The sequence below is a fragment of the Rhizobium sp. NFACC06-2 genome (genome assembly GCF_900101425.1).
Taxonomy (GTDB): Bacteria; Pseudomonadota; Alphaproteobacteria; order Rhizobiales; family Rhizobiaceae; genus Agrobacterium; species Agrobacterium leguminum.
In genome coordinates, this window is sequence record NZ_FMVA01000009.1 from 190,191 (window position 1) to 206,303 (window position 16,113).

The following is a 16,113-nucleotide window of genomic DNA, read 5'->3' on the forward strand; positions in this document are numbered from 1 at the left end:
AACGCATAACCGGGAGGAGACGGTATGACACAGCAGACGAGAGAGATGAAAGGCGCTGTCGCCATCACCGGCGGCGCATCGGGTATCGGCTTTTCCACGGCGCAGCTGTTGATGGCGCGCGGCTGGCAGCCATGGCTTTTGGACCTCAAGCGTGAGGCGCTGGATGCGGCCTGCGAAAAACTCGGCATCGATGCTTCGCGCGGCATCGTCTGCAACGTGGCGGATGAGAGGTCGATAGAAGAGGCTTTCGCCGCCTTGACGGCAGGCGGCGCCGATCTGGTGGCCGTCGTCAACAGCGCCGGCATCGGCATCGACAAGCTTTCCGTCGATACCAGCGTGGAAGAATTCCGTCGTATCGTTGACGTTAATCTCGTCGGCAGTTTCGCCGTGGCCCGCACCGCCGCGCGTTATTGGCTGGACCGCGCAATTTCCGGCTCGATCGTCAATATCAGCTCGGTTTCCGGCATGTGCGGCAATCGTGGCCGCAGCGCCTATGGCGCTTCAAAAGGCGGCGTCAATCTTCTGACGATGGTTATGGCAAACGAGCTGGGGCGATCTGGCATTCGCGTCAATGCGATTGCGCCCGGCCCCGTCGATACCCCCCTCACCCAGGCGGTTCATACGGAGAATGTTCGCAGCCAGTGGCACAGCCGCGTTCCCATGCACCGCTATGGCAGGACGGACGAGATCGCCTCTGCCGTGGCTTTCCTTGTGTCGGACGACGCGAGCTACATCAACGGTCAGGTGCTGGCCGTGGATGGCGGCTTCATTACCGCAGGGCTTGCGGTATGACGACAATGCCCCCGAAGGGGCTTCCGCGCAGCATCGTCCATCCGGGGCCGGCAACACCCGAACGCTTCCGCGTCGTCGGCTGCCACGCCCATCCGGTCAGGCTGAATGCCAGACCCGGTGTCTGCGTCAACGAAGCGATTGCAGAGGCCTTTGACGAACAGGGTTTCGATGGCGGTTATGTCAGACTGAAAAATGTGCCGATGAAGCGGTTGCACTATGTCATGCCTGCTGCCGCACCCGATGACGCCCATGCCGCCTGGTATAGCGAAACATTCTCCATGCCGGGAGGTACAATCATCGATGCCGGCCTGCATATGGGGCGGCGCGACGGTCAGCCGTTCCTGCACTGCCATGGTTCGTGGAAAAGTGCCGAAGGCGTTCTCTCCATGGGCCACCTGCTGCCTTTGGAGTCCGAATTTGCCGGAGAAACGCCGCTCGAGGCGCTGGCGCTGGATGGCGCAATTCTGGATGTGCAGAAGGACGAGGAAACCAATTTCCCCCTCTTCACGCCCATAGCACAAACGCGCAGCCGGAAAGATGCAGGGCTCCGGGCGCTGTTGTGCACCGTGCGGCCCAATACCGATATCTGCACGGCGCTTGAATCCGCCTGCAGACAGTTCAACCTGAGAGAGGCCGAGGTCAATGGTATCGGCAGCCTGATTGGTGCGGATTATGAAGACGGAACAAGTCTCACCGCCTATGCCAGCGAAATCCTCATCCGCAATGGCCGCATCCACCCCGCCGCCACGGGTGGCGAACGGGCAGTGCTGGATATTGCGATGGTCGATCTTACCACGCAGATCAGCGGCGGGCGGCTGGTGCGCGGCAAGAACCCGGTCTGCGTCACTTTCGAGCTGCTTCTAACCGAAAGACAGGGGGCGGCCGCATGAGTTGCGCCGTGCAACTCCACCGCCCCCCTTACCGTACCTCACGCCGCCTGCGGCTTTTCCGCAGGCAACCATTCTTCCAGCGTCACCTCAAAGGTCATGCACACCGGGTTGGCGCCGGCGATGAAGGGACCGCCGTAAACCGCGCCATCGGTGTCGGCGACAACACCGGTCAGCGCGGCGCGCAGGGAGCCATCGGGCTGGGCGCGCACCTCACCGGCAATCGAAACGATTTCAACGGCAGGACCGCTTATCTGCAAAAACGCGCCGCTGCGGGTGCCGAGGCACGCATCCACCAGACTGCCCAGCGCGCCGCGCACGAAGGCGTTGCGGAAACCTTCGGCCAGACACAGTTTCTCGACGCCGAGCACGAGGTCTTCATTGGGCGCGATGCGGGCATAGGCCACGCGGCCCATGGAGCCGGATTCGACAGTGTTATGCGTGTTCATCGGCGGGCTCCGTGCGGTTCCTGGGTTGAAGAAGGGGAATATTGGTTTCGGGATCGAAGGACTGCTGCAGCACGAAACTGTCGAGCGAGGTCACAAGGGCGGAAATGCCGCCTTCTCCGACGATACAGGATTCCGTCAGCAAATGGCCGCCTTTGACCACACCCGCTGCGGTCCGCATGGCGGCATGGCAATGCACGATCGGCTCGCCCTTCATGCTCCGCCCCAGCGTGGCGTTGCCGAAAACCAGCCAGGCCGCCCCGGCATCGATGGGTTTCGTATAGGCGATGACCGCCCTGCCGGAGGGATCGGGTGGAGCCACGCAATAGGACAGGATGTCGAAATAACCGCCGAGAATGGTCAAAGAGGCATTTTCAATGCCGTTTTCGGCCAAAGACCGCACGATCCCATCGTAAAGGCTGCACCCCGGCGCGATGAACAGCCGCATGTGGCGCGCAGATGGCGAGCGCAGGCTGTTGATACGCACCGGCGAAGAAATACCGGGGTGTATCAGCGTTCTCGGCCTTGGGAAATGCTGTTGCCGTGTGGGTGCCATGCCTACTCCTCCCTGCTGCCTGTACCTTGCAGTACGGTACTCAAAGACCAGCCAAAGGTGCTTTCGAATGGCGCCGCCAAAGTGCCCTTCGGAAAACACTTCTTTCCCGAGCGGCCCCGCGGACGGCAGATTTTTTTGCGATACATTTCAGGGAGACCGGCATGACGAAGCCGCTGGACAGAATTGACCGCAAAATATTGCGGGCCCTGCTGGAGAACGGCAGGCTGAGCAATACGGAACTATCGGAAAAGGTGGGGCTGTCGCCCAGCCCTTGCTGGCAGCGCGTCAAGCGGCTGGAAGACGAAGGGGTCATTCGCGGCTATACGGCCATTCTCGATCAGGCCCATCTGGGACTGACGGAGACGGTGATCATCGAGGTCATGCTGGAACGTCACGACGATGAGGTTCTGGAACGTTTCGGTAAGGCCATGGCCGCTCTTCCCGAAGTGCTGGAAGCCTATCTGACAACCGGCGAATATGATTATCTCATCAAGGTGGCGGTGGCGGGAACCGCGGGCTACGAGCAGTTTCTGCGCCGCAAGCTTTACAAGATCGAGGGTGTGCGCCATTCCCGCTCCTGTTTCGCACTTAAATGCCTCAAGCATACTTTATCGGTCGTGCCAGATGCGGAGCCGCCACCCGCCTGAAAGGAGCCTGCCTCCGCGGCGGCTTTTCGTTACGGGCGCAGAAGCAGCGTCACCGACCAGATGACAAAGGCGGCAACCGCGATCTTCCAGCAATCGCCTCTTTTTTTCAGGCCCGGCAGACCGAGCGGCCGGATGATCTGGACCACCATGGCCAGCAGTAAAAAAAGGCCGATCGCCTTTGTCATTTATTGAGCCTTTTCTTTATTTCTGCATCGTCACAGGCTGGACATTTTTACCGTTCACCAGAAGAGTGCAACTCATTCGGGTAACGCCCGTCCTATGACCTGTCCGACCGTCCGTCCGAACGCATGAGAGTGTTTTCATGAGCAGAAATCTTCTACCCGTATTCGCTCTTTTATCCAGCACTCTGTTTCTTTTTCTCGGCAACGGCCTTCAGGGCCTCGTGCTGCCGGTGCGTGGTTCGGCGGAAGGTTACTCCAATGAAATTCTTGGCTTTCTGGGCACTTCTTGGGCGGCGGGATTCGTCGTCGGTTGCTTTGTCGCGCCTGCCATCGTGCGCCGCGCTGGCCATGTTAGGGCATTCGGGTCATTCGTGGCGCTGGTGTGCCTGACGGTGCTGATGACCGGCCTTATCATCGACGACACCTCATGGATCGCGCTACGCGCGCTTACCGGTTTCTGCACGGCCGGAACCTCGATGATCATCGAAAGCTGGCTGAACGAGCGCGCCACCAACGAAAGTCGTGGCATGATCTTCTCGCTTTATATCGCCATCACGCTGCTCGGCGTCGTGGCGGGGCAGATGATCGTGCCGATGGGGGATATCAGCAATACCTCGCTGTTCATGATCTGCGGCATCATCTATTGCATCGCCATTCTGCCGGCCACACTTTCGAAAGCGGCGAGCCCACAGCCGTTGCAGAAGGTGAAGCTGGATCTGCCGGCCCTTTACCGCAACTCACCGGTTTCCTTCATCGGCATTCTGATGATCGGCATTGCCAACGGCGCTTACGGTACGCTCGGCGCCGTCTTCGGTGCGCGGGCAGGGCTGGACCCGACCATGATCGCCATCATGGTGTCCGTCACGATTTTCGTCGGTGCGCTGGCGCAATTTCCCGCAGGCCGGCTTTCAGACCGGATAGACCGCCGCTATGTGCTTGCCGGGCTTGCCGGGCTTGGCGCGGTCGCGGGCCTGGCTGTCGCGGTGGTCCAGCCGCACGATGTCTATGTGCTGATTTCGATGATCGCCATTTATGGCGCCGCCGCCAATGCGCTCTATCCCATCGCCGTGGCACATGCCAACGACTTCGCGGCATCGGAAGACTTCGTCAAGGTTTCCGGTGGTCTGCTGCTGCTTTATGGCATCGGCACCATCATCGGCCCGACGCTCGGCGGCGCGATCATGACCCATTTCGGCCCCTATGCGCTGTTTCTGGTCACGGCTGTGGCGCATCTGCTCATCACCGCCTATGCCATCATCAGAAGCCGCCGGCGCGCAGCACTTTCAACCGAGGAAAAAGACAATTTCTCGACGATGATGCCAACAACGCCCTCACCGCTCGTCACGCCGGAAAGTATTGCGCTTGACCCGCGCGCGCCGCAATATCCAGGCGACGATGGCGACTATGTGGAAAAAGGAGCAGGCATATGAGCCTCTTTGACGATGACCGTCCGCAAAAACCGGCAGCGCATGAGATCGGTGGCGATCTCAGCCTTCTTTCCGTGGACGAGCTGAGCAGCCGTATCGATCTTCTGCAAGCCGAAATCACCCGACTCGAAGAGGAGAGGACACGGAAATCCGCCGGAAGGCAAGCGGCGGAAAATCTCTTCCGATCCTGACGCGCACTGCAGAATAGGTACACGACTGCACTTCCGCTGCCGTAAGCTAAGGCTCAGCCAGCGCCGAAAAATGAATATTACGGGGCAGTCTTTCGTTTACCATTAACCAAAAATTAAGCTTTCTGAGAGATTACTATACATGTCCAGTTCTTCTGGACCTCAGGCATCTTCTCCATACGGCGAATTGGTCTGATTTTTCTCCCTGTTTTACCTTGAGAGCCGCTTTCGCGGCTCTTTTTTTGCCGCTGGCCGGTTTCCGTAAAACTGTGGGTATTAACCCTTCTTTAATAATTGCCTTGCGCATTTCAGGTAAAGATACCATCCTGAAAACACTAAAGGCCGGAACAAAATATCCGCGTCGTCGTTGCCTGACAGTGTGGTGCGTGAGCAGGGATTTAAAGAAAATGTCGGAACAGGTTTTAAATACCATAAGCTTTGCGGGTCGCGCGGCTGCTTCCAACCAGTTCAAGACCCTCTATACCGAAGGCATGACCTTGGTTGAGGAAACGGCAAGTTATCTCGACGGCGCCGGCCGCGCCGCCTCCAAGGTGCTGCCGCGTATGGCCTCGGTTCTTTATGCGGCGGAATCGATGCGCCTCACCACCCGCCTGATGCAGATGGCCTCCTGGCTGCTTCTGCAGCGCGCCGTCAACAACGGTGAAATGACGCGCGATCAGGTTCTGAGCGAAAAGAACAAGGTGCGACTCGACAGCTTCAACGTCGACCGCAATGCGCCCGGCTGGAACGACCTGCCGGAATCCTTCCGCGACCTCATCGAGCGCTCGCTGCGTCTCCAGAATCGCATCGCCCTGCTCGACCGCGAAATCTATCGCCCGTCCGAAGCCGCCAAGGTGCCGGACAATGAAAACAGCGTGCAGGCGCAGCTCAACCTCCTGCGCACGGCTTTCTCGATCAACTGAGAAAAGACGACCTTATCCGGACAATTTGAAAAGCAGGCTCACCGGCCTGCTTTTTTCTTTTGCGTGCTACGCGGGCGCGAGCGCCATCGCCGAAAAATGGCAACAAAAAAGCCCGGCAAAACCGGGCTTTTTTTAAACGATCCGTCCGCAAGAGGATCAGAGGCCGAGGCCGCCGAAACGCTTGTTGAACTTGGAAACGCGACCACCGCGGTCCATAAGCTGCTGGTTGCCGCCCGTCCATGCCGGATGGGACTTGGGGTCGATTTCAAGGTTCATGACGGCGCCTTCCGAACCCCAGGTGGAGCGGGTTTCGTATTCGGTGCCATCGGTCATGACCACCTTGATCGTGTGATAATCGGGATGGATATCAGCCTTCATGACAATCTTCCTGGTTAAGTGACGTGCGGTCCATTTGCCGCAATTGCGTCAACTGAGCCATTTCAATAAATGAAGCCATAGACCAGATGGGCTATGGCTTCCCAATTCGATGCGGAGCCTATACATGAAGGTCGCCCAGATAACAAGAGCCTGCAATCCCCTTGTGAAGGGAGATGGCCAAAGGGGCGGGAATTTTGCCGCACGCGTGAAATTCACACGCAAAAGGCCCAAAACGGCAGGCAATGAGGAGCATAGAGGACGTGGCAGACATTGACGAGCAGAAAGCGGCGAAACAACGAAGCCTGAAGCCGCTTCTTGGCCTGTTTCCCTATCTACGGCGTTATCGCGGCCTGATGGCGGCCGCCCTTTTCGCTCTCGTGCTTTCTTCCGCCACGACACTCGCCCTGCCGCTTGCCGTTCGCCGCATTATCGATCACGGATTCCAGACGCCGGATAGCGGCATGATCAACAGCTATTTCGCCATGCTTCTGGCGATTGCCGTTGTCCTCGCGCTCGCCAGCGCCATGCGTTATTATTACGTCATGACCATCGGTGAAAGGGTCGTAGCCGATCTGCGCCGCGATGTCTTTGCCCACCTCACCACCCTGTCGCAGCAGTTTTTCGATAGCAATCGATCCGGCGAACTCACCTCGCGGCTGACCGCCGATACCGTGCAGATTCGCTCGGCTTTTGGCTCGTCCGCCTCGGTAGCGCTGCGTAACATCATCATGTGCTGCGGCGCGGTGGCGATGATGATCTATACCAGCCCCGGCCTTTCCGGCCTTGCGCTGCTTGCCATTCCGTTCATCGTTTTTCCGCTGATCGCCTTCGGACGCTCGGTTCGCGCCCGCTCCCGCACCACGCAGGACACATTGGCCAATTCCGCCGCCTATGCTTCCGAGACGATTGCGGCGAGCCGCACCGTGCAGTCCTTTAATGCCGAGGTGCTGGCGAATGCCCGTTATGGCGCCTCCGTGGAAGCCGCCTATCAGGGCGCACGCGCCGCCATCGGCGCCCGCTCCATCCTCACCGCCGTCGCCATTGCGCTCGTCTTCGGCAGCGTCGTCGGCATTCTCTGGTATGGCGCGCAAAGCGTGCTCTCGGGCACTATGACGGCCGGTACGCTCGGCCAGTTCGTGCTTTATTCGGTCATCGCGGCAAGCGGTCTCGGTCAGCTCTCGGAAGTTTGGGGTGAACTGGCGCAGGCGGGTGGCGCGGCCGAACGGCTTTCCGAACTGCTGAACGAGCACTCGCCCGTCGCAGAACCCACATCGCCCGTCGCCATGCCGCAGCCGCCACGCGGCGAGCCGGAATTCGAGAATGTCGATTTCGTTTATCCACTCGCGACAGAACGGCCGATCGTTTCCGGCCTCTCCTTCAAGGTCAGCGCCGGCGAAACCGTCGCCATCGTCGGGCCTTCCGGTGCCGGCAAGAGCACGGTCTTTTCGCTGCTGATGCGCTTTTACGATCCGCAGCAGGGCCGCATCACCGTCGATGGCACGGATATTCGCGACGTCACCCTTGCCGATCTGCGCGCGCGCCTGTCCATCGTTCCGCAGGATGTGGCGATATTCGCCTCCTCCATCCACGATAATATCGCCTTTGGCCGACCTGACGCGACACGCGAGGAGGTGCGAGCCGCCGCCATCGCCGCACAGGCCGACAGCTTCATCGAACGTCTTACCGACGGATATGATACGCAGGTGGGTGAACGCGGCGTGACGCTTTCCGGCGGCCAGCGCCAGCGCATCGCCATTGCCCGCGCCATCCTGCGCAATGCGCCAATCCTGCTGCTGGACGAAGCCACCTCGGCGTTGGATGCGGAAAGCGAAACACTGGTGCAGAAGGCGCTCGATGAGCTGATGAAAACCCGCACCACCATCGTCATCGCTCATCGCCTCGCCACTGTGCTGAAGGCTGACCGTATTCTGGTGATGGATGAGGGCCGCATCATCGAAGAGGGCACGCATCAGAGCCTCATTCGCCAGAATGGCCTTTATGCGCGGCTTGCCCGGCTGCAATTCCAGACCGGGCCGGACGAATTGCGCGCCCAGGCCTAGATCACGCCAGCACTTTGCGCCCCGCAACGCGGCCGGAAAACAGGCATCCGCCAAGGAACGTGCCCTCCAGCGCATTATAGCCATGCATGCCGCCGCCCCCGAAACCCGCCACTTCGCCGGCGGCATAAAGGCCCGGAACCGGCGCACCGGCAGCATCCAGCACCCGCCCCTCAAGATCGGTGTGAAGGCCACCAAGCGTCTTGCGCGTCAGCACATGCAGCCGCACGGCGATCAACGGCGCCATTGCCGGATCAAGCAGCCGGTGCGGTTTTGCCGTCCGCATCAGCCGGTCGCCGAGATAACGGCGCGCCCCGTGTATCGCCGTTACCTGCGCATCCTTGCTGAAACCGTTTTCGATTTCGCGGTCGCGCGCCTCTATCTGATGACGGATATGGTCTATATGCAGCCGGTCGTCGCCGCTGATGGCATTCATCGCCGTCACGAGTTCTTCGAGCGTATCCCGGACGGCGAAATCTTCGCCGCGCTCCATGAAGGCACGCACCGGCCCCGGCGGTTCCTTGCCCAGTCTTTTGAGCAGCAGCCTTATATCCTTGCCAGTCAGATCCGGATTCTGTTCCGAGCCTGAAAGCGCAAATTCCTTCTTGATGATCGCCTTGGTCAGAATGAACCAGCTATGGGCGCTGCCGCGTTCACCCAGCATTTTTAGCGTGCCGAGCGTATCGAAACCCGGCATGGCCGGGGCGGCAAGGCGGTTTCCATCCGCATCGCACCAGAAGGACGAGGGGCCGGGCAGGATGCGGATGCCGTGACCCGGCCAGATCGGATCGTGGTTCTTCACGCCCTCGGTATAATGCCACATGCGGTCACGGTTGATGACGGCTCCACCGGCGGTTTCCGTAATGGCGATCATGCGGCCATCCACATGCCCGGGAACACCGCAGACCATGCTGGCAGGAGGCTCGCCCAGCCGTTCCACCGGCCAGTTGCGCCGCACCAGTTCCTGATTGCCGCCGATACCGCCAGAACTGACGATGACGGCAGCAGCGGAGAAGACAAAATCGCCCTGCTCTTCCCGGCTGCTCTCCTGCCCGCGCTGCACCTGGTCGGGTGCAAGAACGGAGCCTGAAACACCGGTCACCCGGCCGTCGGCGATCACCAGACGATCAACCCGGTGGCGAAAGCGAAAGGTCAGCCGGCCGGTTGCCGCCATGACCTTCGCCTTTTTTACGAAGGGTGCAAGTACGCCCGGACCCGTGCCCCAGGTTACATGGAAACGCGGAACGGAATTGCCATGGCCATGGGCGAGGCTGCCGCCGCGCTCGGCCCAGCCGACAACGGGAAACCAGCGCATGCCCATGCGGTGCAGCCATTCGCGTTTCTCACCGGCAGCAAAATCGAGATAAGCCTCCGCCCAGCGGCGCGGCCAATAATCCTCCGGACGGTCGAAACCGGCCGAACCGAACCAGTCCTGTCTTGCAAGATCGAGACTGTCTCGCACCCGCATCCGGCGCTGTTCGGGACTATCGATGAAAAACAGTCCGCCCAGCGACCAGAAGGCCTGCCCGCCAAGGTTCTGCTCGCCCTCCTGATCCACGACGCAGACGCTGAAACCCCGCTCAGCCGCCTCGGTTGCCGCCACCAGCCCGGCAAGCCCCGCGCCGACAACGATCACATCATAGCCTTCCATCAGCCCCTCCCAGATATGACGGAATTACTTTTACGCGAACGTAAATTTACTTTCATCAGAAGGCAACCGCGATGACGCGGTCCGCGATTTCAGCGTTCGGTGAGCTTGAGTTCGATACGGCGGTTCTGCTGCCGTGCTTCCGGCGTATCGCCTTCGGCAATCGGCTGATATTCGCCGAAACCGGCGGCGACCAGCCGGTTTGCCGGTACGCCCTTCGAGATCAGGAATTTCACCACCGAGGTGGCGCGGGCCGAGGAGAGTTCCCAATTGTCCCGGTATCGCCCGGAACCGGAAAGCTGGACATTGTCCGTATGGCCATCCACGCGCAGCACCCAGTTGATCTCAGCCGGAATCTCCTTGGCGAGATCGAGCAGCGCGATAGCAAGCTTCTCCATCTCCGCCTGCCCTTCCGGGTTGAGTTCATTGCCGCCGGAGGGGAAGAGCACTTCGGACTGGAAGACAAACCGGTCGCCGACGATGCGGATGTTTTCGCGGTCCGACAGGATTTCGCGAAGCCGCCCGAAGAAATCGGACCGATAACGGTTCAGTTCCTGCACCCGCTGTGCCAGTGCAACATTGAGACGGCGGCCGAGATCGGCGATCTTGACCTGAGAAGAGGCATCCTTGGCTTCCGAGGCCTGAAGCGCGGCTTCGACCGAGGCAATCTGCGCTCTCAGCGCCGCAATCTGCTGGTTGAGCAATTCGATCTGTGCGGAGGCGCGGGAATTGGCCTGCCGCTGCTCGTCCAGCTCACCGGTCAGGCTGCCGATCCGGGCATTGGCATTCGCATTGCTGCCAGATCCCGCATCGAGGAGCGCCTGCAGGCGCGAGCGCTCGTTTTCGGATGCGGCAAGGGTGGATTGCAGGCTCGCGAGCGCGTCCTCAATATCCTGCTTGTTGCCTTTTTCCATGGCCAGAAGTTCGGTCAGTTCGGCAATCTGGCTGTTAAGACGTGTCAGCACCTCGTCCTTGCCAGTGATTTCCCGCGACAGAACGAATTGCGCCAGCACGAAGACCGTGAGCAGAAACATGATGGCCATGAGCAGCGTCGACAGGGCATCGACGAAACCCGGCCAATAGTCCACACCCCTGTCGCGGCGGCGGTTGCGCGCAAGCGCCATGGCTACTCGCTCCCGTTATCGTGCCGGGTGCGTCCGGAAGATTTCGTGTCGCTGTCGATCCGCGCCGACAGCCGGTCGAGCGTGCGGCGGAGCGATTTCGATTCTTCCTGCTGCGCTTCGATCCAGTCACGCAACATCTGCTGTTCGCTGCGCATGTTCTTGACCAGGCCCTGAATGCCTTCGGCAAGGCTGGTCATGGCCGCAAGCGAGCGCTCGGTGCTGACCACGGCGCCGGGTTCGCCCTTGAACTCCCGCGGCCCTTCGGTGGTATCCGTCACCGAGGAAAGCCAGTTTTCGAGCTGTGTATAGAAACGGTTCTGGGCGCGGCCGGCCTGAAGATCGAGGAAGCCGAGAATCAGCGACCCCGAAAGACCAAGCAGCGACGAGGAAAACGCCGTTCCCATGCCCGCCAGCGGCGCAGTCAGGCCGGCCTTGAGGGAGCCGAGAATATCGTTGCTGTCACCGGCGCTCGGATCGAGCGACTGGATGACATTGCTGATGGCGCCAATGGTGCCGATCAGGCCCCAGAAGGTGCCGAGCAGGCCGAGAAACACCAGCAGGCCGACAAGATAACGTGATGTGTCACGCGTCTCATCGAGGCGCGTCGCGATGGAATCGAGGATCGTCCGCTGCGTAACGGCAGAGAGCCGGACTTCGCCACGCTTGCCGATCAGCGTGCTCATCGGCGCAAGCAGCTTGGGCGCACGGCCGACCTTTTCGACGCTGCCGGCAGCGCGAAAGGCATTGAACCAGCGAACTTCGGAACGCAGGCTCATCGTCTGTGTAAACACCAGAATAATGCCGATAGCCAGCACGCCGAGAATGAAGCCGTTGAGCCCCGGATTGGTCATGAAGGCGGTGTGGGCCTGCCGGTAAAGAATGGCCGCCAGAAAGCCCACGAGGATCAGAAACAGAACCATCGTCCAGAGAAACGGTGTCGGGCTGGACAGCTTGTGGCTGTATTGCCGTGTGGTCACCGGTTTCTCGACGCCAAGATCGAGCAGCTCCGAATCCGCCATAACGTTCGCATTCCCTTTGGTCAGCTATCCAGCGGAAGCTATTTGAAAATTGCGACGATTTGAAGCGAAAAGCCGGTCTTTCGTCACAGGCGTTTCACGAAAACAGCCTGGAACCGGATGACGGAAAACAAAAACACCCGGCGAATATTCGCCGGGCGTCTAAAACTTGCAGAAAACGGCAGGTTTTCCGCCGAAAACCAATCAGCGGCCCGGAATGGGACGGTTGGCGACCTCAACGAGCGCCTTGTGGATATATTCGTTACCGGCAGCGACGGAGCTGCTGCCGAAGATATCCGTGCCGCCCTTGATGTCGGAGGCGAAACCGCCGGCTTCACGAATCAGCACCAGGCCTGCCGCCATGTCCCAGGGCGAAAGATCGGCTTCCCAGTAACCATCTAGACGGCCAGCGGCAACGTAGGCGAGATCGAGCGACGCCGCACCCATGCGGCGGATGCCGGCTGCCTCACCCATGACGTGGCGAAGTTCGACCAGGAACTTGCCGTGATTGCCGCGGCCGAGATGCGGCACGCCGCAACCGATGACGCAATCGGTCAGCGCCTTGCGCGCAGCGACGCGGATACGGCGATCGTTGAGGAACGCGCCGCCGCCGCGCTCGGCGGTGTAGAGTTCGTCGGTGGCCGGATTGAAGATCACGCCGGCGACGACTTCACCGTTACGCTCGAGCGCGATGGAAACCGCGAAATGCGGAATGCCGTGCAGGAAGTTGGTGGTGCCATCCAGCGGATCGACGATCCAGCGATGTGCGCCGTCCGTGCCTTTTTCCTCGCCGCCTTCTTCACCCAGGAAGTCGTAGGTCGGGCGGGCCTTCATCAGCTCGTCGCGCACGATCTTCTCGGCTTTCAGGTCCGCCTGCGAGACGAAATCGCTCGGTCCCTTGACCGAGACCTGAAGGTTCTGCACTTCACCGAAGTCACGCGACAAAGACTTACCCGCCTTGATGGCGGCCTGAACCATGACATTGAGAAGGGCTGAACGGGCCATCGATGTTGTTTCCTGGAAAGCTTGCGAACCGCCCGGAAGCTCACCGGGCAGGCACGTCATTATTTTCTTGAATTGAAAGTTTGCGGTTCAAGACCACAAAACGCGCGGAAATTCAAGGCAAAAAGCCCATGGGTCAACGCCAGCGTGGCGAGGCCACCCTTCCATCACGTCGGGCGGAAACGATTTGCGGCCTCAATCGCCTTCTTCTGCTGCTCGTCGGTGATGCCGAGATAAAAGTCCTCGAGAGACGGATCCTTCAGCCCGGCGCGGCGGGAAAGCACATACCATTTGGCCGCTTCGACCGGATCGGGCCGGGTGCCGAGCGCCTGAATGTAAAGATGCGCCACCTTGTTCTGCGCCACGACATTGCCGCGCTGTGCCGCACCATAGAGCCAGCGGAAGCCCTCATCCAGATTGCGCTCACCGCCGAAACCATTGACCAGCCAGATGCCGAGATCGACCTGCGCAGTATCGTAGCCCGCCTTCGCGGCCCGTGTCAGCCAGTCCCGCGCCTTTGCCTTCTTCTCGGCCGGCACATCCTTGAGCGACCAGTAAATCTGCGACACCGCATATTGCGCATCGGCAATGCCCTGTTCAGCGGATTTCTCATAGAACGGCAAAGCCATCAAAAGACCCTTGGCGCCGGGATTTTCCGAAACCAGTATCTGACCCCAGTTGAACTGGGCAGAGGCGTTGCCAGCTTCCGCCGCACGGCGCATGAAATCGTCGGCCTTCGCCTTGTCGCGGGTGACGAATTTGCCTTCCATCAGGATCAGCGCGAATTTGAACATGGCGACGGGATCGCCACCCTGAGCCGCCTGCTGGTACCAGAAAGCGGCTGTCTTCTCGTCACGGGCGATGCCCAGACCACGCGACATCATTTCCGCCACCAGCGTCTGGGCAGCTGCGTCACCGTTCTGCGCGCGGTTCAGCGCCTTGTCGAGCGCCTGCACATATTCGCCGCGCTGGAAATGCCCGTAAGCTTCGTCCACCCGGCCCTTGAATTCCTTTTCAGGCGGCAGCGCCGGCAATTCCGCACCCATGCGCTGATAGACATTCACGCCTGCCGACGGCTGCAAGTCCTTCTGCTCTTCGGATTGCACCCGGCCCTGACGGGTCGGCTGAGCCTCATTTTCCAGCTGGCGGGACAGCGCATTGCTTTCGCTCTGCGGCCCGGACTGGGCAAAAGCGACACCCGCCGGCGCGCCGAAAGCGAGCGCCAGCAGCGAAACGGAAAGGCAGAGGTGAACCGAGCGCATGATCATCGCCTGTATCAACCGTCAAACCGTGGCGCTTTTTCGTCAAGCAGGGCGTTGATTTCAGAAACGGCCTGGGCAGCGCCGGTGGCGTTATCGAAAACGCCGCTGCGCATCGCCACGAACTCCACACCGGTTTCGGCCACGGCAACCACCGAGGACACATCGGTACCACCCATGACGATGGCCGGGATTTCGATCATCGAGGCCCACCACTCGCCGAGCGCCAGGTTTTTGGGGTGTGCTTCCGGCTTGATGTCGCCTTCGAGCTTTCCGAAAAACACGTAATCCGGATTGGCCTCGCCCTGCTCCAGCGCCTTGTGACGGTCATCCGCATTGCCGCCGCCGACGATGAGCTTCGGGGTGAATTTTTCCACGGCCTCGGCAAGCGCCTCGCCATTGCCAACCACATGCAGGCCATCCGCCTTCACGCGACCGGCAACGCGGCTGTCGCCGGCGATGAGCGCTGCCGCACCTGCCTTCTGGACAAGCGGCACGATCAGTTCGGCGCGTTTCTGGAAAGCGGCGTCATCCAGACCATATTGCGGAATGATGACGGAAGCGACATCGCCGCCCCGCAATGCATCTTCCACCTCTGTCGCCTGCTTTTGCGCGTCGTCCGATTGCGGAACGATCAGGACAAGGCGGCAACGATCTTCAACTAGGGTCATCGGTTCGTCCATTTCCGACAGAAGACGCTTACCGCGCAATCTGCACTCGTTTTCATATGACAAATCCGATAAACCGGACCGGCGAAAGGATCAACTGTCCATCCATGCTCACCGATTTTCATTTTTATCTCGTCGCCATCCCCGCAGTCGTGCTCGTCGGCCTTTCCAAGGGCGGGCTGGGCGGCGCTCTCGCCCTTATGGGCGTGCCGCTGATGGCGCTTGCCGTATCGCCCGTGCAGGCGGCGGCCATCTTCCTGCCGATCCTGATCGTCATGGATATCGTGGCGCTTTTTGCCTGGCGGCATTACAACCACCGGGAAACGCTCCTCATCATGCTGCCGGGAGCAATCGCCGGTATCGCGCTCGGCTGGGCGACCTCGAGCCTCATTTCCGCGGACGCCATGCGTCTCGTCGTCGCCTCTGTCACGATCCTGTTCGTACTGCGTTACTTCTATGAGAGCTTCAAAAGCCGCAAAGGCCAGGAAATTCCGGCCAAGCCGCAAAGACCGGCTGCTGCAACCCTCTGGTCCAGCCTGTCGGGTTATGCGAGTTTCGTGGCTCATGCGGGCGGTCCGCCCTTTCAGATCTATGTTCTGCCGCTGAAGCTCGATCCGAAGACCTATACCGGCATGAGCGTGCGCTTCTTCGCCATCATGAATGCGATCAAGCTCATTCCCTATTTCGCGCTCGGCGCGCTGGACGCCACCAACCTCAAGACATCGGCAAGCCTGCTGCCGGTGGCGATGCTGGCGACGCTTGCCGGCGCCAGGGTGGTGAAATATCTGAAACCGGCCGTGTTTTACCCACTCATGTATGCCATGGCGCTGATTGCAGCGCTTAAACTGCTATGGGACGGACTGCCGTTCTAAATCCGACAATAAAAAAGCTCTGGCAGCAGGTTTTCGCCGCC

General features: G+C 60.3%; 18 protein-coding genes. 8 read left to right on the forward strand and 10 right to left on the reverse strand.

Annotation, left to right across the window (positions count from 1 at the left end; all coding sequences use genetic code 11):
- The first annotated feature begins 24 nt into the window (after positions 1-24).
- Together F3H58_RS16930 and F3H58_RS16935 are read left to right on the forward strand one after the other, a co-directional pair.
- Positions 25-792 carry an SDR family NAD(P)-dependent oxidoreductase gene (locus tag F3H58_RS16930; RefSeq protein WP_149742995.1) on the forward strand — a complete coding sequence of 256 codons (768 nt, stop codon included), beginning with the start codon at positions 25-27 and terminating at the stop codon, positions 790-792.
- Positions 789-1,682: a PCC domain-containing protein gene (locus tag F3H58_RS16935; protein WP_149742996.1), complete on the forward strand. Its 894-nt coding sequence runs from the start codon at positions 789-791 to the stop codon at positions 1,680-1,682. The genes F3H58_RS16930 and F3H58_RS16935 overlap by 4 nt, the downstream gene beginning before the upstream one ends.
- A 38-nt stretch (positions 1,683-1,720) precedes the next feature.
- On the opposite strand, the gene F3H58_RS16940 is transcribed toward F3H58_RS16935, so the two are convergent.
- Both F3H58_RS16940 and F3H58_RS16945 read right to left on the reverse strand, forming a co-directional pair.
- Positions 1,721-2,128 carry a PPC domain-containing DNA-binding protein gene (locus F3H58_RS16940; RefSeq protein ID WP_003520351.1) on the reverse strand — a complete coding sequence of 136 codons (408 nt, stop codon included), beginning with the start codon at positions 2,126-2,128 and terminating at the stop codon, positions 1,721-1,723.
- The gene (locus F3H58_RS16945; protein ID WP_162934194.1) at positions 2,115-2,681 is read right to left on the reverse strand and encodes a PCC domain-containing protein; all 567 of its coding nucleotides are present in this window, start codon (positions 2,679-2,681) and stop codon (positions 2,115-2,117) included. Before F3H58_RS16945 ends, F3H58_RS16940 begins: the two co-directional genes overlap by 14 nt.
- A 161-nt stretch (positions 2,682-2,842) precedes the next feature.
- Here F3H58_RS16945 and F3H58_RS16950 point away from each other — a divergent pair, with 161 nt between their 5' ends.
- Complete coding sequence (locus F3H58_RS16950; protein ID WP_065656502.1) at positions 2,843-3,328, forward strand: Lrp/AsnC family transcriptional regulator; 486 nt, start codon at positions 2,843-2,845, stop codon at positions 3,326-3,328.
- A 29-nt stretch (positions 3,329-3,357) separates the two neighbouring features.
- Here the strand turns inward: F3H58_RS16950 and F3H58_RS27255 are convergent, their stop codons facing one another.
- The gene (locus tag F3H58_RS27255) at positions 3,358-3,513 is read right to left on the reverse strand and encodes a hypothetical protein (RefSeq protein WP_003520354.1); all 156 of its coding nucleotides are present in this window, start codon (positions 3,511-3,513) and stop codon (positions 3,358-3,360) included.
- A 137-nt stretch (positions 3,514-3,650) separates the two neighbouring features.
- Here F3H58_RS27255 and F3H58_RS16955 point away from each other — a divergent pair, with 137 nt between their 5' ends.
- The 3 genes from F3H58_RS16955 to rcdA all read left to right on the forward strand — a co-directional run bounded on the left by F3H58_RS16955 (position 3,651) and on the right by rcdA (position 6,048).
- Positions 3,651-4,940 (forward strand): MFS transporter, encoded by a 1,290-nt coding sequence (locus F3H58_RS16955; RefSeq protein WP_035262904.1) that lies wholly within the window; start codon positions 3,651-3,653, stop codon positions 4,938-4,940.
- Positions 4,937-5,128, forward strand: coding sequence for a DUF1192 domain-containing protein (locus F3H58_RS16960; RefSeq protein ID WP_003506186.1), 192 nt, complete (start codon positions 4,937-4,939; stop codon positions 5,126-5,128). The genes F3H58_RS16955 and F3H58_RS16960 overlap by 4 nt, the downstream gene beginning before the upstream one ends.
- 404 nt (positions 5,129-5,532) lie before the next feature.
- On the forward strand, positions 5,533-6,048 hold the full coding sequence (gene rcdA, locus F3H58_RS16965) for a protease adaptor protein RcdA (protein WP_003506184.1): 516 nt from the start codon (positions 5,533-5,535) through the stop codon (positions 6,046-6,048).
- A gap of 156 nt (positions 6,049-6,204) precedes the next feature.
- Here rcdA and rpmE read toward each other — a convergent pair whose 3' ends face one another.
- On the reverse strand, positions 6,205-6,426 hold the full coding sequence (gene rpmE, locus F3H58_RS16970) for a 50S ribosomal protein L31 (RefSeq protein ID WP_003497640.1): 222 nt from the start codon (positions 6,424-6,426) through the stop codon (positions 6,205-6,207).
- A gap of 260 nt (positions 6,427-6,686) precedes the next feature.
- Here rpmE and F3H58_RS16975 point away from each other — a divergent pair, with 260 nt between their 5' ends.
- Positions 6,687-8,486 (forward strand): ABC transporter transmembrane domain-containing protein, encoded by a 1,800-nt coding sequence (locus F3H58_RS16975; RefSeq protein ID WP_149742998.1) that lies wholly within the window; start codon positions 6,687-6,689, stop codon positions 8,484-8,486.
- Position 8,487: 1 nt separating this feature from the next.
- Here F3H58_RS16975 and F3H58_RS16980 read toward each other — a convergent pair whose 3' ends face one another.
- The 6 genes from F3H58_RS16980 to F3H58_RS17005 all read right to left on the reverse strand — a co-directional run bounded on the left by F3H58_RS16980 (position 8,488) and on the right by F3H58_RS17005 (position 15,203).
- The gene (locus F3H58_RS16980) at positions 8,488-10,134 is read right to left on the reverse strand and encodes an FAD-binding dehydrogenase (protein ID WP_149742999.1); all 1,647 of its coding nucleotides are present in this window, start codon (positions 10,132-10,134) and stop codon (positions 8,488-8,490) included.
- 89 nt (positions 10,135-10,223) lie between these two features.
- Positions 10,224-11,255, reverse strand: coding sequence for a peptidoglycan -binding protein (locus tag F3H58_RS16985; protein ID WP_149743000.1), 1,032 nt, complete (start codon positions 11,253-11,255; stop codon positions 10,224-10,226).
- 2 nt (positions 11,256-11,257) lie between these two features.
- Positions 11,258-12,274 (reverse strand): hypothetical protein, encoded by a 1,017-nt coding sequence (locus tag F3H58_RS16990; protein ID WP_003520359.1) that lies wholly within the window; start codon positions 12,272-12,274, stop codon positions 11,258-11,260.
- A gap of 201 nt (positions 12,275-12,475) precedes the next feature.
- Positions 12,476-13,276: an inositol monophosphatase family protein gene (locus tag F3H58_RS16995; protein WP_003520360.1), complete on the reverse strand. Its 801-nt coding sequence runs from the start codon at positions 13,274-13,276 to the stop codon at positions 12,476-12,478.
- A 164-nt stretch (positions 13,277-13,440) separates the two neighbouring features.
- The gene (locus tag F3H58_RS17000; RefSeq protein WP_035262893.1) at positions 13,441-14,541 is read right to left on the reverse strand and encodes a tetratricopeptide repeat protein; all 1,101 of its coding nucleotides are present in this window, start codon (positions 14,539-14,541) and stop codon (positions 13,441-13,443) included.
- Between the two features lie 8 nt (positions 14,542-14,549).
- Positions 14,550-15,203, reverse strand: a complete 654-nt coding sequence (locus F3H58_RS17005) for a thiamine phosphate synthase (protein WP_065656695.1) — start codon at positions 15,201-15,203, stop codon at positions 14,550-14,552.
- Between the two features lie 104 nt (positions 15,204-15,307).
- Between F3H58_RS17005 and F3H58_RS17010 the strand changes: the two genes are divergently transcribed.
- Positions 15,308-16,072 (forward strand): sulfite exporter TauE/SafE family protein, encoded by a 765-nt coding sequence (locus F3H58_RS17010; RefSeq protein ID WP_003520365.1) that lies wholly within the window; start codon positions 15,308-15,310, stop codon positions 16,070-16,072.
- Positions 16,073-16,113: the final 41 nt, after the last annotated feature.

Bases quoted from the DNA above. Each gene is read 5' to 3' on its own strand.
- F3H58_RS17010 (WP_003520365.1), top strand. From the start codon at position 15,308: ATGCTCACCGATTTTCATTTTTATCTCGTCGCCATCCCCGCAGTCGTG.
- F3H58_RS16985 (WP_149743000.1), bottom strand. From the start codon at position 11,255: ATGGCGCTTGCGCGCAACCGCCGCCGCGACAGGGGTGTGGACTATTGG.
- F3H58_RS16980 (WP_149742999.1), bottom strand. From the start codon at position 10,134: ATGGAAGGCTATGATGTGATCGTTGTCGGCGCGGGGCTTGCCGGGCTG.
- F3H58_RS16945 (WP_162934194.1), bottom strand. From the start codon at position 2,681: ATGGCACCCACACGGCAACAGCATTTCCCAAGGCCGAGAACGCTGATA.
- F3H58_RS16960 (WP_003506186.1), top strand. From the start codon at position 4,937: ATGAGCCTCTTTGACGATGACCGTCCGCAAAAACCGGCAGCGCATGAG.
- F3H58_RS16950 (WP_065656502.1), top strand. From the start codon at position 2,843: ATGACGAAGCCGCTGGACAGAATTGACCGCAAAATATTGCGGGCCCTG.
- F3H58_RS16955 (WP_035262904.1), top strand. From the start codon at position 3,651: ATGAGCAGAAATCTTCTACCCGTATTCGCTCTTTTATCCAGCACTCTG.
- F3H58_RS16995 (WP_003520360.1), bottom strand. From the start codon at position 13,276: ATGGCCCGTTCAGCCCTTCTCAATGTCATGGTTCAGGCCGCCATCAAG.
- F3H58_RS17005 (WP_065656695.1), bottom strand. From the start codon at position 15,203: ATGACCCTAGTTGAAGATCGTTGCCGCCTTGTCCTGATCGTTCCGCAA.
- F3H58_RS16940 (WP_003520351.1), bottom strand. From the start codon at position 2,128: ATGAACACGCATAACACTGTCGAATCCGGCTCCATGGGCCGCGTGGCC.
- F3H58_RS16990 (WP_003520359.1), bottom strand. From the start codon at position 12,274: ATGGCGGATTCGGAGCTGCTCGATCTTGGCGTCGAGAAACCGGTGACC.
- F3H58_RS17000 (WP_035262893.1), bottom strand. From the start codon at position 14,541: ATGATCATGCGCTCGGTTCACCTCTGCCTTTCCGTTTCGCTGCTGGCG.
- F3H58_RS16930 (WP_149742995.1), top strand. From the start codon at position 25: ATGACACAGCAGACGAGAGAGATGAAAGGCGCTGTCGCCATCACCGGC.
- rpmE (WP_003497640.1), bottom strand. From the start codon at position 6,426: ATGAAGGCTGATATCCATCCCGATTATCACACGATCAAGGTGGTCATG.
- rcdA (WP_003506184.1), top strand. From the start codon at position 5,533: ATGTCGGAACAGGTTTTAAATACCATAAGCTTTGCGGGTCGCGCGGCT.
- F3H58_RS27255 (WP_003520354.1), bottom strand. From the start codon at position 3,513: ATGACAAAGGCGATCGGCCTTTTTTTACTGCTGGCCATGGTGGTCCAG.
- F3H58_RS16935 (WP_149742996.1), top strand. From the start codon at position 789: ATGACGACAATGCCCCCGAAGGGGCTTCCGCGCAGCATCGTCCATCCG.